This window comes from Microbulbifer maximicatervae (SeqCode) (genome assembly GCF_052467065.1).
The window spans coordinates 269,631-284,876 of sequence record NZ_CP174299.1 but is presented as its reverse complement, the minus strand read 5'-3'; the positions used below and the strand labels follow the sequence as shown (position 1 = coordinate 284,876).

At 53.9% G+C, this 15,246-nt stretch carries 14 protein-coding genes; 10 read left to right on the top strand and 4 right to left on the bottom strand.

Annotation, left to right across the window (positions count from 1 at the left end; translation table 11 throughout):
• Positions 1 to 34: 34 nt before the first annotated feature.
• On the bottom strand, positions 35 to 835 hold the full coding sequence (locus ACJJI1_RS01350) for a cytochrome C assembly family protein (RefSeq protein WP_444958331.1): 801 nt from the start codon (positions 833 to 835) through the stop codon (positions 35 to 37).
• Between the two features lie 205 nt (positions 836 to 1,040).
• Here ACJJI1_RS01350 and ffh point away from each other — a divergent pair, with 205 nt between their 5' ends.
• The 6 genes from ffh (at position 1,041) to ACJJI1_RS01320 (ending at position 5,686) form a co-directional block, all read left to right on the top strand.
• Positions 1,041 to 2,453 carry a signal recognition particle protein gene (ffh, locus tag ACJJI1_RS01345; protein ID WP_444911250.1) on the top strand — a complete coding sequence of 471 codons (1,413 nt, stop codon included), beginning with the start codon at positions 1,041 to 1,043 and terminating at the stop codon, positions 2,451 to 2,453.
• A gap of 155 nt (positions 2,454 to 2,608) precedes the next feature.
• Positions 2,609 to 2,848: a 30S ribosomal protein S16 gene (rpsP, locus tag ACJJI1_RS01340; protein WP_108733998.1), complete on the top strand. Its 240-nt coding sequence runs from the start codon at positions 2,609 to 2,611 to the stop codon at positions 2,846 to 2,848.
• Positions 2,849 to 2,870: 22 nt separating this feature from the next.
• A complete protein-coding gene (gene rimM / locus ACJJI1_RS01335; protein ID WP_108735295.1) occupies positions 2,871 to 3,410 on the top strand; it encodes a ribosome maturation factor RimM in 540 nt (179 codons plus the stop codon).
• A 12-nt stretch (positions 3,411 to 3,422) separates the two neighbouring features.
• Entirely contained in the window at positions 3,423 to 4,187 is a 765-nt protein-coding gene (trmD, locus tag ACJJI1_RS01330) for a tRNA (guanosine(37)-N1)-methyltransferase TrmD (RefSeq protein ID WP_444907651.1), read from the top strand.
• A 73-nt stretch (positions 4,188 to 4,260) separates the two neighbouring features.
• Positions 4,261 to 4,617 carry a 50S ribosomal protein L19 gene (gene rplS / locus ACJJI1_RS01325; protein WP_282934563.1) on the top strand — a complete coding sequence of 119 codons (357 nt, stop codon included), beginning with the start codon at positions 4,261 to 4,263 and terminating at the stop codon, positions 4,615 to 4,617.
• Between the two features lie 319 nt (positions 4,618 to 4,936).
• Entirely contained in the window at positions 4,937 to 5,686 is a 750-nt protein-coding gene (locus tag ACJJI1_RS01320; RefSeq protein ID WP_282933659.1) for a DsbC family protein, read from the top strand.
• A gap of 52 nt (positions 5,687 to 5,738) precedes the next feature.
• Here the strand turns inward: ACJJI1_RS01320 and aspA are convergent, their stop codons facing one another.
• From aspA to ACJJI1_RS01305, 3 genes are all read right to left on the bottom strand, one after another.
• On the bottom strand, positions 5,739 to 7,205 hold the full coding sequence (aspA, locus tag ACJJI1_RS01315; protein WP_444958330.1) for an aspartate ammonia-lyase: 1,467 nt from the start codon (positions 7,203 to 7,205) through the stop codon (positions 5,739 to 5,741).
• Positions 7,206 to 7,311: 106 nt separating this feature from the next.
• Positions 7,312 to 8,127 (bottom strand): helix-turn-helix domain-containing protein, encoded by an 816-nt coding sequence (locus ACJJI1_RS01310; RefSeq protein WP_413662803.1) that lies wholly within the window; start codon positions 8,125 to 8,127, stop codon positions 7,312 to 7,314.
• Between the two features lie 105 nt (positions 8,128 to 8,232).
• Positions 8,233 to 9,246, bottom strand: coding sequence for an asparaginase (locus ACJJI1_RS01305; protein WP_444958329.1), 1,014 nt, complete (start codon positions 9,244 to 9,246; stop codon positions 8,233 to 8,235).
• Between the two features lie 403 nt (positions 9,247 to 9,649).
• Between ACJJI1_RS01305 and ACJJI1_RS01300 the strand changes: the two genes are divergently transcribed.
• The 4 genes from ACJJI1_RS01300 to ACJJI1_RS01285 all read left to right on the top strand — a co-directional run bounded on the left by ACJJI1_RS01300 (position 9,650) and on the right by ACJJI1_RS01285 (position 15,238).
• On the top strand, positions 9,650 to 10,972 hold the full coding sequence (locus tag ACJJI1_RS01300) for a homoserine dehydrogenase (protein WP_444898218.1): 1,323 nt from the start codon (positions 9,650 to 9,652) through the stop codon (positions 10,970 to 10,972).
• Positions 10,973 to 11,058: 86 nt separating this feature from the next.
• Positions 11,059 to 12,459, top strand: coding sequence for a threonine synthase (thrC, locus tag ACJJI1_RS01295; RefSeq protein ID WP_444958328.1), 1,401 nt, complete (start codon positions 11,059 to 11,061; stop codon positions 12,457 to 12,459).
• Positions 12,460 to 12,519: 60 nt separating this feature from the next.
• Positions 12,520 to 14,247, top strand: a complete 1,728-nt coding sequence (gene recJ / locus ACJJI1_RS01290; protein ID WP_444958327.1) for a single-stranded-DNA-specific exonuclease RecJ — start codon at positions 12,520 to 12,522, stop codon at positions 14,245 to 14,247.
• Positions 14,248 to 14,326: 79 nt separating this feature from the next.
• Positions 14,327 to 15,238 (top strand): DMT family transporter, encoded by a 912-nt coding sequence (locus ACJJI1_RS01285; protein WP_444893194.1) that lies wholly within the window; start codon positions 14,327 to 14,329, stop codon positions 15,236 to 15,238.
• Positions 15,239 to 15,246 lie beyond the last annotated feature (8 nt).

The following is a 15,246-nucleotide window of genomic DNA, read 5'->3' as shown; positions in this document are numbered from 1 at the left end:
CCGACCTCCGCAAGCTTTGCAGTCGTATATTCGATTACCCGCGCTGGAGAATGACTTCCATAACCAGCTTACTACCAAAATAGGCAAGTAGTAGAGCGGCGAAAGCGCTTAAGGTCCAACGCACAGCGGTATTGCCTCTCCAGCCCAATCTCCAGTGTCCCCATAGGAGTATGGTGTAGAGAACCCAGGCGACCATAGAGAGGATGGTTTTGTGTATTGGCCCCTCTTCAAACAAATTGCCAACAAAGACGAAACCGGTCAGCAGGGAGGCGGTGAGCAGTAGTTGCCCGAAAGTGATCAGACCGAACAGCAGTGATTCCATGCTCTGCAATGGTGGCAGAAGACGGGTGGCGCCTACCGGCCTGTGGTTGTGCAGCTGCTGGTTGAGGTAGTAGAGGTAGATCGCCTGAAGGGTAGCCAGGGTCAGCAGCGAATAGGCAGAAATAGACAATAGAGCGTGTACCGCAATGCCGGCAGAGATTTGTTGGTGTGGCGTTACGGTGCCCCAAATATGGGATGCGGCAAATTCAGTGGCGGCTCCCACTGGTGCGAAAATAAGAATAAGTAGCGTAAGTGGCCGGCCAACGGCCAGGATCAATAATAGAAAGTTAACTACCCAGGAAATCAGCGAGAGCATTGCCAGCAGGTCAAAGCGATAGCCTTCGGGTGAAAAGAGAATGTGTCCCAGGGATATTCCGTGGGTGACAAGTGCACCCGCCAAAAGGCTGAGAAGCAGTTTGGAATTCGGCTGTTGTTTTCGGGCCAGAGCCGCACCTGCAACTATGGTTGTGGCCAGGTAGAGAGCGATAGCTGTCCAGTGGGCGAAAGCCGCCATGGGTAAATCCGTGTCTTCATTATTGCGTTAGGGCAGGAGTGTGTCATAGCCAGTTGAAACAAGGAAGACTTGCGATATTTCGGCTGTGGCGAGACCTGGGCTATACTGCCGCGCCTCAGAGAGGGAGTTGCAGTTTGCTCCCCCCTAATTTCGCGCCCCTCCGCACTGGGGTTGAGTCCGTAAACGGAGAGATCGAGACGAATTTATGTTCGATAACCTGAGTGACCGCTTATCGGCGGCCTTAAAGAAAGTTACCGGTAAAGCGCGCCTTACGGATGACAATATCCGCGATACTTTGCGCGAAGTGCGCAAGGCGCTGTTGGAGGCGGATGTCGCTCTGCCAGTGGTTAAGGCATTTGTTCAGCAAGTGCGCACCGCTGCGGTAGGACAGAAGGTTAGCAAGGCTCTCAACCCGGGCCAGCAGTTCGTCAAGATTGTTCAGGATGAGCTGGTTAAGGTGATGGGTGCGGCTGCAGAGCCTCTCAACCTCGCCGTACAACCTCCGGCGGTAATCCTGATGGCGGGTCTCCAGGGCGCTGGTAAAACCACCAGTGTGGCCAAGCTGGCCAAATACCTGCAGGAGCGTGAAAAGAAAAAAGTCATGGTGGTGAGTGCGGACGTCTACCGCCCCGCTGCAATCAAACAGCTGGAGACCCTGGCCGGCGAAGTGGGGGCGCAATTCTATCCCTCTACTGCCGAGCAAAAGCCGCTGGATATTGCCAGGGGTGCTGTGGACGCTGCCCGCAAACAATTTGCCGATGTGCTGATTGTGGATACTGCTGGTCGACTGCATGTGGACTCCGAGCTGATGGATGAAATCCGTGAGCTGCACAGCGAGTTGGCCCCAGCTGAAACCCTGTTCGTGATCGATGCAATGATCGGTCAGGATGCGGTAAATACCGCAAGTGCCTTTAATGATGCACTGCCGCTGACCGGTGTGATTCTCACCAAGGCCGATGGCGATGCCCGTGGTGGTGCCGCTCTCTCCGTGCGCCACGTCACCGGCAAGCCAATTAAGTTTATTGGTGTTGGTGAAAAGACCGACGCCCTGGAAACCTTCCACCCGGATCGTATCGCCTCCCGTATCCTGGGCATGGGCGACATTCTGTCTCTGATTGAAGAAGCAGAGCAGAAGATCGATAAAGAGAAAGCCGAAAAGCTGGTTAAGAAGGTCCAGAAGGGTAAAGGCTTTGACCTGGAAGACCTGCGCGATCAGCTGCAGCAAATGCAAAACATGGGTGGCTTTGGCTCCCTGTTGGAGAAAATGCCCGGCATGGGCGGTGTGGCGCAGGCCGCACAACAGGCCGATATGGGCAAAGAATTTAAGCGTATGGACGCCCTGATTTCCTCCATGACGCCGGCCGAGCGCCGCAATCCTGACCTTCTTAACGGTTCGCGCAAGCGCCGCATCGTTGCCGGTTCCGGCACCCAGCTGCAGGACTTGAATCGCCTGCTCAAGCAGCACAAGCAGATGGGCAAGATGATGAAGAAGCTCAAAGGCGGCGGCATGGGTAAAATGATGCGCGGCCTCGGCGGCCTGCCCGGTATGGGCGGTGGTATGCCTGGCGGTATGGGCGGTATGCCCGGAGGCCTGCCACCGGGCCTCAAAAAGAAGTAGAGAACCACGGTTCTCCGGGCGGCTTGGCGACCCTATACAAATCTGGGGTGGTACATTAGAATACGCCGCCTTTCTGCCGGCCCTGCTGCCGGTAAAAAGTTGTTGTGGTGACTGCTTAGTGCGGTTGCCTAGTGTTGAACCTATAGGAAAGTTACATGGTAACCATTCGTTTGGCCCGTGGTGGTGCTAAAAAGCGCCCGTTTTATCATCTGACCGTTACCGACAGCCGCAAATCTCGCGACGGTCGTTTTATTGAGCGTGTTGGTTTCTTCAACCCGGTTGCCCGTGGTCAGGAAGAGCGTCTGCGTGTTGATCGCGAGCGTGTTGATTTCTGGCTGGGTCGTGGCGCACAGGTTTCTGACCGCGTCGGCAAGCTTCTGAAAGAATCTGCTTAATTTGCGCGTAAGTGGTGCTCCTGTGACAGATAACGGAAAACCTTCCGAAGAGTTGGTCACGGTTGGGCGCGTTACTACCGTTTATGGTGTGCGCGGCTGGGTCAAGGTTCACTCCTATACCGAGCCGATGGACAACATCCTGCAGTTCCCTAATTGGCGCTTGCAGGGGCCGAAAGGTTGGGAAGCTCTCGAAATTGACGCTGGTAAGCGTCACGGCAAGGGCTTGATTGTGCATGTGAAAGGCATTGATGACCGCGATTTGGCGGCTCGACTTTGCCAGCGCGATATTGCTGTAGCTCGTGAACTGATGCCTGAGCTTGAGCATGGTGAGTATTACTGGCACCAGCTCGAAGGGTTAAAGGTTGTCAGCCATTTCGATGGCGAAGATCACGACTTTGGTACCGTTGCTCGCATGATGGAAACTGGCGCCAACGATGTAATGGTGGTGCGCGGTGGAGCGGATAAGCGCGAGCGCTTGATTCCCTATCTACCTGATCAGTTTATTACCAATATTGACCTGGAAGTCGGTGTAATAACCGTCGACTGGGACCCGGCTTTTTAAGGCGTAGGAGCGATGACAAAACGAATCGCTCTGGTAAGCATTTTTCCGGAAATGTTTGCCGCATTGACCGAGTATGGCGTCAGTGGACGGGCTGTGAAAGATGGCCTTTTAGAAGTTCGCTGTTGGAATCCTCGGGACTTTACCAGTGACAGGCACCGGACTGTGGACGATCGCCCTTACGGCGGCGGACCGGGAATGGTGATGTTGGCTGAGCCCCTTTACCAGGCTCTCGAGGCTGCTCGAGCTTGGGCTGGTGAAGACGGTGAATCTGTACGCAGTATCTACATGTCTCCCCAGGGTCGACAGCTCGATCAGGGTGGAGTGGAGCAGCTGTCTGCAGCTGGCAACCTGGTGTTGTTGGCGGGGCGCTACGAAGGTGTGGATGAGCGTATCGTCGAATCTATGATCGACGAGGAGTGGTCCATTGGTGACTATGTCCTCAGCGGTGGCGAACTGGCTGCTATGGTGATGGTGGATGCTATTACCCGCTTGATTCCCGGCGCACTTGGACACAACCAATCGGCGGTTGAGGACTCTTTCTCCTCTGGCCTGCTGGACTGCCCACACTACACCCGACCGGAACAATATCGGGGAGTAGCGGTACCGGAAGTTTTGCTTTCCGGCAACCATGAAAGAATACGCCGCTGGCGCCTGAAACAGGCATTGGCGCGCACGCAACAGCGACGCCCGGACTTATTGCAAGGGTTGGCGCTGAGCGATGAGCAGAAGTTGTTGTTGGATGAGATCCAGCGGGAACAGAAGCTCGAAGAAAATTGAGGCCGAATTCGCCGGGAGGCGCGAGTAGTTCGGTGAACTAGCTGAGAAGCTACACAATCTGTATTTGGGAGCGATCCAAATGACTAACAAAATTATCCAGCAGCTGGAGCAGGAACAGCTGAAGAGCGAAGTACCTCCCTTCGCACCGGGCGACACTGTAATCGTTCAGGTAAAAGTAAAAGAGGGCAACCGTGAGCGTCTGCAGGCGTTCGAAGGCGTGGTTATCGGTAAGCGCAACCGTGGTCTGAACTCCTCCTTCACCGTGCGTAAAATTTCCCACGGTGTTGGCGTTGAGCGTACTTTCCAGACTCACAGCCCGATGGTTGACAGCCTCAAGGTTAAGCGTCGCGGTGACGTGCGTCAGGCCAAGCTGTACTACCTCCGCAGCCTGACTGGTAAAGCTGCACGTATCAAAGAGAAGCTCAACTAAGCTCTCCTTGATCGCAGAAAAAGGCCGAAGCGTACGCTTCGGCCTTTTTTGTATGTGGGTTAGGAGCAGCTTATTTAGTGTCCCAGATGGGGCCTGCTTGCCTTAACTGACATAAATGGACACGGGCTTGCCCTGGCGCGGGGATACAGTCAATTTCGCTAAAGCGCTCACGTCTTGCGGTGTTTTGCGTAGTCCAAGGTGACTGGATATGTTAAAACGTGCCAATTAGGTTCGCAGCGGCAAAGAGCTGCCATACTGGCTGGAACTGAAGGCCGATGATTAAGTCGAAGCCCAATGAGAATTTAAGGAGCAATTGGTAATGACGCTTATCAAGAAGCCGCTGGCAATCGCTGGCGCGCTACTCAGTCTGGTGGGCTCTGCAGCGTTGGCAGAAGTCGATACCAACGTTGTAAAAACCATCAAGACACGCCTTGAGGCGAGTAATCCCAAAGCAACCTATGGAGAGGTGCGGGAGAGTCCAATTGAGGGGCTTTACGAAGTGGATGTCGATGATGGCAACACGACCCTGTTCGTCTCTGCTGATGGCAATCACTTTGTTTATGGCGATCTCTACCAGGTGAAGGCTGGCGGTGTTGCCAACCTTTCCGAGCAGCGTAGAGCGACGCGCCGCGCTGCGGTTATGGGCGCCCTTGATACAGAAGATATGATTGTCTTCTCCCCGAAAGGTGAAACCAAGGCAAGCGTTTATGTATTTACCGATGTGGACTGCGGTTACTGCCGCAAGCTGCACCAGGATGTGCCCGAGTTGAACAAGCGCGGTATCGAAGTGCGCTACCTGGCGTTCCCGCGCGGTGGTCTTAACTCCCTGGGATATCGCAAACTGGCAACTGCATGGTGTGCGGAAGACAGCAACAAGACGCTGACTGCACTTAAGAACCGTGAAAACGTGCCTTTGGATGTCTGTAAGACAAACCCGGTGGCAGCTCAATACAAGTTGGGCAACGAGGCTATCGATGTGCGCGGTACGCCGACTATCGTGATGGAAGATGGCCGGGTTGTTCCCGGTTACTTACCACCGGATCGCCTGCTTAAAGAGCTGGGAATTTAAGCCCGGCTGATAGCTAAAAAACCGGCTGCCGAGAGGCCGCCGGTTTTTGTTTTTAAGCAGGATTTTTAATTTCTACTTTTCTCGGCTGAGTCATATTCTCTGGCGCGAGGATATCGTTCAGTTCCTCCTCACTCAGTAACCCCTCATCAAGAATTAACTGCTTCACACTGGCTCCGGTAATTAGTGCCTGCTTGGCGATGCGGGTGGCATTTTCATAGCCAATAAACGGGTTGACCGCAGTAATCAGGCCGATGCTGTTCTCAACCAGTTGCAGGCAGTGCTCTTCGTTGGCAGTGATGCCGCTCACACAGCGCTCCGCAAGCGTGGTCATGGCTTGGGTCATCAGGCGCATGGACTGTAGCAGGTTAAAGGCGATCACTGGCTCCATTACATTGAGCTGCAACTGACCGGATTCAGCAGCCAGGGTAATCGTGAGGTCGTTGCCGATCACCTGGTAGGCGACCTGGTTAACCACTTCGGGAATAACCGGGTTGACCTTGCCGGGCATAATGGATGAGCCGGGTTGCATCGGCGGCAGGTTAATTTCATTGAGGCCAGCGCGAGGACCGCTGGAAATCAGGCGTAAATCGCTGCAAATTTTCGAGATCTTAACGGCGATGCGTTTCATTACGCCGGAGAACATTACGAAGGCGCCCATGTCGGAAGTGGCTTCCACCAGGTTTTCTGCGCAGACGAAATCGATGCCGGAAATTTCTGACAGTGCGTTAACAACCAGCTGGCGATATTCCGGATCGGTATTAATACCGGTGCCGATCGCGGTACCACCCATATTGATCTCTTTGAATAGAGCGACCAGCTCCTTAACTCTATCGACATCTTCGCGCACAGTAGCGGCGAAGGCGGCAAACTCCTGGCCCAGGGTCATAGGTACCGCATCTTGCAGCTGGGTGCGCCCCATTTTAATTACTGAGGCAAATTCTTTGGCCTTCTTGTCGAACTCAACGCACAAGCTCTCCATGGACTGAACCAGGTCGCTGTAGCTGAGCAGAATGGCCAGGTTTATCGAGGTTGGATAAACATCATTGGTAGATTGCGACAGGTTTACATGGTTGTTGGGGTGTACTTTTTTGTACTCGGCTTTGTTGTGACCGAGTAATTCCAGCGCGCGGTTGGCAATCACCTCATTGGCATTCATATTGGTAGAAGTGCCGGCGCCGCCCTGAATCATATCTACCAAAAATTGATCGTGCAGTTTGCCATCGATAATCTCGTCACAAGCAGTGGCAATGGCATCTTGCAGTTTGGGCTCCAGGTAGCCGAGCTGTCCATTGGCGCTGGCTGCAGCTTTTTTTACCATCGCCAGTGCTTTTACCAGATTGGGGAAGTGATTCAGGGTAATTCCGGTAATCTGGAAATTTTCCAAAGCGCGCAAAGTTTGAATGCCAAAATAGACATCGGCCGGTACTTCGCGCTCACCCAATAAGTCTTTCTCCAAGCGGGTTTCTGCACCTGCACTAAAAACCGGCATTGGTTTGAGTGTGTGGAAATCGTTGGTCATCAGTTTCTCTTCTCTTCATCGTATGGGCCTGTGTGGGGTGAGGTAATATCCCCACCTCCCGCAAGCCTCGTGTTGGGGTAATTTAGTAATTAATTGGGAAGTATTTTTAGAGTGGTGTCGCAAAGAAACTCTGCGGCCCCTCTGTAGAGGTTGCGCGAATATTCTCGCGAATATTTTTGTTTATCTCTTCGGACTCAGGACCAAAAACACCACATAGTTTCAGTGCATTTTTTATGCTGATGTTGCGACCGAGAGATTCGAGAACCACTTTTGTGCAGACTGGCTCACGCCTGTCACTGGCGGATGCTCCCAGCTTTAATCCGGATAGATAGCTGACCCGGCTTTTATAAGTAGGGTATAAAATAGTTTGTGCGATTTCATTGTGAGTCAAGGATTCATAGCCGACCAAAAAAATACGATCGGCAAGAAAGAGCAGCATGCCTTTATAGCGGGATTTATACCACTCATCCCTATCCGGGTAGCGCATACGTTCGAAGCGCTGAAAATAATACCCATCACCATCCGACTCAATATGCAGCAGGCTGCGAATAATATGGTCGGAGAAGGTCATGGAGTAGTGGTACTCGAAATAGAAGCCTAAATATTTATCGGCCCGCCCCTGGGACTCCCGCATCAGAATATCAATATCGCGATTGTAGGGCCTGGCGGGGAGGCTGTCGGAGACGGGTGCGCTGCGCACGCGAACAATTTGGCTGAATTGCTCGTGGGGCATCACGATTTCATGGGGCTCTACGCCAAAAAAATGACATATCTTTCCCAGGGTATACTGGGAGGGCTGAGTGTTACCGTTGAGATATTTATTGAACTGGGCACGATTCACCCCAATTCGCCGGCACACCTCGGCTATGGATGGGTAGAAGCTGCACAGAAGGCGGAGGTTTTGCGAAAAATCATTGCTCATCGGTATTTTGCTTCTGGATAGAGGTTATCCCTTCAATCCCTGTTAATCACTCGATCCCTTTTAAAAGGCGAAGCCATATGGCCTCGCCAATAGTTTCAGTTTCTATCAGTTGGGGTGATTGCACTCACCGCACAACGGGCGCTGTAATAGGGTTTTAATTTCCGTATCGGAATGGCCCATTGCCAACAGGTGGTTGAGCTTTACAAAACAGGCTTCGCTGGTCATATCCAGACCACCTATAACACCGGCATCAAGCAGTGCGGAGCCCGCAGCGTATTTACCCAGATCCACCTGGTGTTCCAAACACTGGGACACTGCTACACAAATAGTGCCGAGCTTTGAAGCCTTCTCAAGCTGCTCAGTAAATGCAATGTCGTCAGTCGGTGCATTGCCGGTGCCGTATGTTTCAATAATCAGGCCCTTGGGGCGGCTCTCTAAAATTTTCTCAATCAGTGAGGGAGATATACCGGGAAATAGTTTCAGTAAAATCACTCCGCCATTGGCATTGGTGGGAATCTGAAACTGCGGTTCACCGGTGGGCACCAGCAGGGCGTTGTGGTCGATATTGACCTGGATACCCACTTCCCCGAGACAGGGGTAATTGGGGCTGCTAAAAGCATCCAGTGAGCCAGAACTGACCTTCACTGCACGGTTGCCGCGTAGAAGTTTGCCGTTGAAGTAGAGGCAAACCTCCCTGATATCGTCGGAGCCGCTTAATAATAGCGCCGCAATTAAGTTGTTATAGGCGTCGCTACGCATCTCCCGCAAGGGAATCTGGGAACCGGTGACGACCACAAGCTTTTCTATGCCTTGCAGGGCAAAGGACAGTGCTGAGGCGGTGTAGGCCATGGTGTCAGTGCCGTGCAACACCAAAAAGCCTGAGTACTGGCTATAGTTGTCGCGTATCAGGCTGGCAATGTGATACCAGTCCTTTGGTCGCATATTGGCGCTATCCAGCAGGGGGTCGAGTGCCTGGAAATCGTATTGTGGAAGCTGGCCGATAACATCTTGTAAGAGGCGGCCCAGAGCGCCTTCCAAGTCGGCGTCAGGCACATAGCCCGATTCGCCTCGGCGCATTCCCAGGGTTCCGCCTGTATAAAGGATTAGGGTTTTCTTCATTACTCGACCACTATCTGAGTCCGGATTCAGTACGCCCCTATTTTGTGCAAAGGCGCGGTGGATGCAATTTCGCAGGTTGCTGTTACCTGATGCTAGTAGATGCTTCTATAGCATCTACTGAGGACGCTGTTGGTTTCAAGAGGTGATTTTGGGTGACAGAAGTTTCGACTCTACTCTAGCTGGAAGCGGTGCCTTTATGGCGCAATTATATTGACTTTTTTACGTTCCGCTCGGTAAGGTTGATGATCTTTTGTCAATTTTATTTGCATTTATTGCGCGACTTCCTGTGGTGGCACTTTCTATGTAATCGGGGTAGATCCCGGTCTGGTTCGCTGCCCTTATAGTTGCGCGGAGGAACATTGTGAGCGCAACAGTGGAAGAGACTGCGGAGGCGGAGGCTCAGGTGGTTGTAAAAAAGGCACCCCGTGCCGTGCGGATCGGTATCTGTGGCCTGGGTACTGTCGGCAGTGGAACGGTGAATGTATTGGCGCGCAATGGGCGGGAAATTGCAGCCCGTTGCGGTCGCGCCCTGGTCATTGAGCAAATAGGTGCGCGCCGCGATAACGCACACTGTGATACCAGCCAGATAAACGTTACCCGGGAAATTTTCGATGTCGCCAATAATCCCAACGTGGATATTTTGGTGGAGCTTATCGGTGGTACTACGGTAGCCAAGGAGCTGGTGCGCACAGCGATTGAAAATGGCAAGCATGTTGTCACCGCTAACAAGGCGTTGATTGCCGAACACGGCAACGAGCTGTTTGAGCTGGCCGCAAAGCACAATGTCACTATTGCCTATGAGGCGGCAGTAGCTGGCGGTATTCCTATTATTAAATCCCTGCGCGAAGGATTGGTGGGCAACCAGGTGCAGTGGCTCGCCGGAATTATTAATGGCACCGGCAATTACATCCTCACTGAGATGCGGGAAAAAGGGCGGAGCTTTGATGAAGCTCTGGCCCAGGCCCAAGCATTAGGATATGCAGAAGCGGACCCCACTTTTGATGTGGAAGGTATCGATGCTGCTCACAAGCTGGTGATTATGGCTTCCCTGGCATTTGCTATGCCGCTCGCTTTTGACAAGGTGTACACCGAAGGCATCAGCCGGATCTGTAGTGAAGATATTCGCTACGCCGATGAGCTGGGATACCGTATCAAGCATCTGGGGATTGCGCGTCGCACCGACAAGGGCGTGGAGTTGCGGGTGCACCCGACCTTAATCCCCCAGCGCCGCCTGATCGCCAACGTAAACGGCGTTATGAATGCGGTGCTGGTCAGCGGCGATGCTGTGGGACCAACCCTGTATTACGGCGCTGGTGCGGGCGATGAAGCCACGGCATCGGCAGTGATTGCCGATCTTGTTGATGTGGCCCGCACTCTTGAGGCCAAGCCGGAGCACAGAGTGCCGGCAGCGGGTGTCGCTCTTGCGAACCAAGGGGGAACCCAGGTTCTACCGGAAGAAGATGTTATTACCAGTTATTACCTGCGTATCGCCGCCCACGACAAGCCCGGTGTTATGTCTCAGGTGGCCACCATTTGCAGTGATCAAGGCATCAGCATCGAGGCTCTGATCCAGCACGAACCGGTTGAAGGTGAGGCACTTGTCCCGGTGGTGATTTTGACCAGCCGGGCCGATGAAGCCAGCCTCCGCCAAGCGGTTGCACAAATAGAGGCGTTGGAAACGGTCGAAGGTGAAGTCGTCAGGATTCGTGTCGAGAGCCTCGGATAAACCCCGCGGGCGCCGAGTGACATAACCCCGGGCTCGGTGCCCCAATCAATAAACTCCCCAGCCAGCGATAAGAGCCAAGAAATACTGTGAAATTTGTCAGCACACGCGGCAGCGCGCCGTCTCTCTCCTTCGCCGATACCGTACTAACAGGCCTTGCCAGCGATGGAGGCCTCTATGTTCCCGAGACTTTGCCGAAGTTTTCTCGCGAGGAAATTGCCTCTATGGCGGGGCTCGATTACGAGCAGCTGGCCTTTCGCATTATCCAGCCGTTTGTGGGGGATGATCTCAGTGATGAAGAGCTGAGCGGTATTATCGGACGCTCCTACAAGCACTTCCGCCACAAAGCTATTGCCCCGCTGGTGCAGACAGACACCAATGAGTGGGTGCTCGAGTTGTTTCATGGGCCCACCCTGGCATTCAAAGATTTTGCCTTACAGTTCCTCGGTCAACTCTTTGATCACCTGCTGAAAAAGCGTGGTGAGAGAGTGGTGGTTATGGGGGCAACTTCTGGGGATACCGGTTCGGCCGCGATCGAAGGTTGCCGCCACTGCGACAATATCGATATTTTTATTCTGCACCCCCATAACCGTGTGTCTGAAGTCCAGCGACGCCAGATGACCACAGTGCAGTCGGACAACGTATTTAATATCGCTCTCGAAGGTAATTTCGACGATTGCCAGAATATGGTGAAAGCGAGTTTTGCCGATCAATCATTCCTGCCCGATGGACGCCGCCTGGTAGCGGTTAATTCCATTAACTGGGCGCGGATTATGGCGCAGATCGTCTATTACTTTTATGCTGCCCTGCGCCTGGGGGCGCCGGATAAAACCGTTAATTTCTCCGTGCCCACCGGTAATTTTGGCGATATTTTTGCCGGTTACCTGGCGAGGCAGATGGGATTGCCTATCGACCAATTGATAATTGCGACCAATGCCAACGATATTCTGCATCGTTGCATCAGCGGCAATGACCACACTCCCAAACCACTGGTGCACAGCTTGTCTCCCAGTATGGATATTATGGTGTCGAGCAACTTTGAGCGATTGCTGTTTGATCTCTACGGTCGCGATGGCGCGTCGGTTGCTGAATTGCTGGCGGATCGCAGCCAGCCCATGCATTTGGGTGAATCGGCCCTGGGCAAAGCGAGGGAGGTTTTCTCCTCCAGCCGGGTGGATGACAAGCGCACGGTTGAAGTGATTGGCGAGACCTTCAGCTCCTGCGAATATCTGCTCGATCCGCATACAGCTATCGGGGTTGAAGCCGCACGACAGGTACGTCACTCTACCGAACAGCCCATGGTTTGCTTATCTACCGCACACCCGGCAAAATTCCCCGATGCCGTGGCCCAGGCCCTGCCAGAAAAAGAGATTCCCCTGCCGACTCATATGCAGGATCTCTGGCAGCGGGAGGAGCGCTTCAAGGTATTGCCCAATAACTTGTCCCAAGTACACGACTATATGGCGACGATGCTGTCAGAAGGCAGCTAATCGGCACACTGTCGTGCAATAAGCGGCAACCGATTAGCTATTAGTTTGCTGAGAAATACATTGAGTACAAAAATTCAGCGGCGGCCAGTGGATTTGTCTACTGGCCGTTTTGCTTCTGAAACACCAAAAATATTGCAGCGTGTCCTGTTGGGGCGGGGGATTGTCAGCGAAGAAGCGCTGGATCACAGCCTCTCTCAACTACAGAGCCCACAGAGTATGCGAGGGCTGGAGGCTGCCGTTGCCATGCTGGTGGATGCTATCCACGGGCAAAAGAAAATCCTTATCGTGGGGGATTTCGATGCGGATGGAGCCACCAGCAGCACCTTGGGGGTGTTGGCCCTAGGTGCAATGGGCGCGCCGGGAGTGGAGTACCTGGTGCCGAACCGCTTTGACTTCGGCTACGGGCTGACTCCAGAAATTGTCGAGGTAGCCAAAGATTATCAGCCCGATCTGCTGATCACCGTAGATAACGGTATCAGCAGTATCGAGGGCGTGGCAGCGGCAAAAGCTGCTGGTATGAAAGTGATTGTGACGGATCACCACCTGCCCGGCAGTGAGCTGCCGCAGGCGGATGCCATCGTAAACCCGAACCAGCCGGACTGTGACTTTCCCAGCAAGAATCTCGCTGGGGTGGGGGTGATCTTTTATCTGCTCAGCCGTTTGCGCACGGCCCTACAGCAGAGTGGGTGGTTTGAGCAGAGCGGTATCGCCCCGCCCAATATGGCCGAATACCTGGATTTGGTCGCCTTGGGTACAGTGGCCGACCTGGTCCCGCTGGATCACAACAACCGGATTCTGGTTCACCAGGGCATCGCCCGTATCCGTGCCGGCCGCTGCCGGCCCGGTATTGCCGCCCTGATGGAGGTTGCCGGGCGCGACCAGCGCAGGCTCTCTACCACAGATATTGGTTTTATTTTGGGGCCGCGAATTAATGCGGCTGGTCGTCTCGACGATATCGGCACCGGTATCCGCTGCCTGCTCACCCGCGATCCCACTGAGGCGCGGGAGCTGGCCGGCGAGCTGGACGCCCTGAACCGGGATCGCAAAGCGATCGAGCAGGGGATGCAGCGGGAGGCAATGGCGGCCCTGGATGAGTTGCGCCTGGAGGGCGAAATTCCCTGGAGTTTGTGTCTGTACGATGCCAACTGGCATCAAGGTGTGGTGGGTATTTTGGCCAGCCGCATCAAAGAGAAATTCCACCGCCCGGTGATCGCATTTGCTGAGGGTGATAACGGCCTCGTGAAGGGCTCTGCGCGTTCGATTCCCAGGCTGCATATTCGCGATGCCCTGAGTGACGTAGCCGCCTCTCACCCGGACCTGATCAGCAAGTTCGGTGGCCACGCCATGGCGGCGGGGCTGAGCTTACCCCAGGAAAACCTGGAGGCTTTCCGTAAGGCTTTTGAGCAGGTGGTGCGCAACCGCCTGAATGAAAACCAGCTGCACGCGGTTATCGACTCTGACGGTGAGTTGGAATCTGGGGATTACACTTTGCACACGGCAGCCATGTTGCGCGCTTGTGCGCCCTGGGGACAGGCGTTTCCAGAGCCGGTATTCGACGGTGAATTCCTGTTGCTGCAACAGCGCATCGTCGGCGAGCGCCATTTAAAAATGGTGGTGGCGCCGCCCCAGGCGCCGCAACTGGCGCTGGATGCTATTGCTTTTAATGTGGACACCGAGCAGTGGCCGCAGCCCACGGAAAGAGTGCGCTTGGCTTTTAAGCTCGATGTTAATGAATTTCGCGGGCGGGAATCCCTGCAATTAATGGTGAGCCTGTTAGAAGCGGTATAGGGCGCACTTTGTATTTGGCTGTTGGGAAAAACACGGAGTTTTTTGCAACAGCTCCCAAGTTGTTTGGAAGTAAAAAGTAGTGAAACGTAAACAAGTCCAGGCCGAAGTCCTACTGTTATTAGCCGCTCTCTTCTGGGGCGTTGCCTTTGTGCCACAAAAGATTGCCATGGCGGATATTGAGCCGCTGGCATTTAACGCATGGCGTTTTATTCTCGGCGGTTTAATCCTGATCCCCATCGTTTACTGGTTGTCCTCCCGTCGCGATGCCCAGCCCGGTGAAGCCGAAGGGCAATCGGTGAATCACACCTGGCGCGCCTGCCTGCCCGGTGGCGCACTGTTGGGTTTTTGGCTGTTTCTAGGCGCGGCACTGCAACAGGTGAGCCTGCTGTATACCACTGCCGGCCGCGCTGGATTTATTACCGGTTTTTATTTACTGCTGGTGCCTGTAATCGGTTTGTCCCTGGGGCATAAAACCAATCGCTGGACCTGGATGGGAATTGGTCTCGCTTTGTTCGGTCTCTATTGGTTGGCGGACTTCAGTGAAGAATCCCAGCTGGTGGGCGACTTAATGGTATTTGCCAGCGCCTTTGTTTTTGCCATTCAGGTATTGACGGCGGATCGATTGGTAAAACGCTACGATGCCCTGCGGCTGGCCTGTATCCAGTTCCTGGTGTGTGGCCTTTTGTCCGCCGTAGCTTCGCTATTTACCGAAGAGGCGACACTGCAATCGGCGATCGATGCGGCTTGGCCTATTGCCTATATGATGATTTTCTCCACGGCACTGGCGTTTACTTTCCAGCTCTTGGCCCAACGCTACGCCGCGCCTTCTCACGCTACCGTAATTATGAGCCTGGAGGCAGTTTTTGCCCTGGCGGCGGGCTGGCTATTCCTCAATGAAATGCTCAATACCACGGAGTTAATTGGCTGTGGTTTGATGCTGGCGGGGATGCTGGTCAGTCACTACGGCAACCACAGCGGTACTCACCACTAGGAATATCA

Bases quoted from the DNA above. Each gene is read 5' to 3' on its own strand.
- rpsP (WP_108733998.1), top strand. From the start codon at position 2,609: ATGGTAACCATTCGTTTGGCCCGTGGTGGTGCTAAAAAGCGCCCGTTT.
- ACJJI1_RS01320 (WP_282933659.1), top strand. From the start codon at position 4,937: ATGACGCTTATCAAGAAGCCGCTGGCAATCGCTGGCGCGCTACTCAGT.
- ffh (WP_444911250.1), top strand. From the start codon at position 1,041: ATGTTCGATAACCTGAGTGACCGCTTATCGGCGGCCTTAAAGAAAGTT.
- trmD (WP_444907651.1), top strand. From the start codon at position 3,423: ATGACAAAACGAATCGCTCTGGTAAGCATTTTTCCGGAAATGTTTGCC.
- ACJJI1_RS01305 (WP_444958329.1), bottom strand. From the start codon at position 9,246: ATGAAGAAAACCCTAATCCTTTATACAGGCGGAACCCTGGGAATGCGC.
- ACJJI1_RS01310 (WP_413662803.1), bottom strand. From the start codon at position 8,127: ATGAGCAATGATTTTTCGCAAAACCTCCGCCTTCTGTGCAGCTTCTAC.
- ACJJI1_RS01350 (WP_444958331.1), bottom strand. From the start codon at position 835: ATGGCGGCTTTCGCCCACTGGACAGCTATCGCTCTCTACCTGGCCACA.
- aspA (WP_444958330.1), bottom strand. From the start codon at position 7,205: ATGACCAACGATTTCCACACACTCAAACCAATGCCGGTTTTTAGTGCA.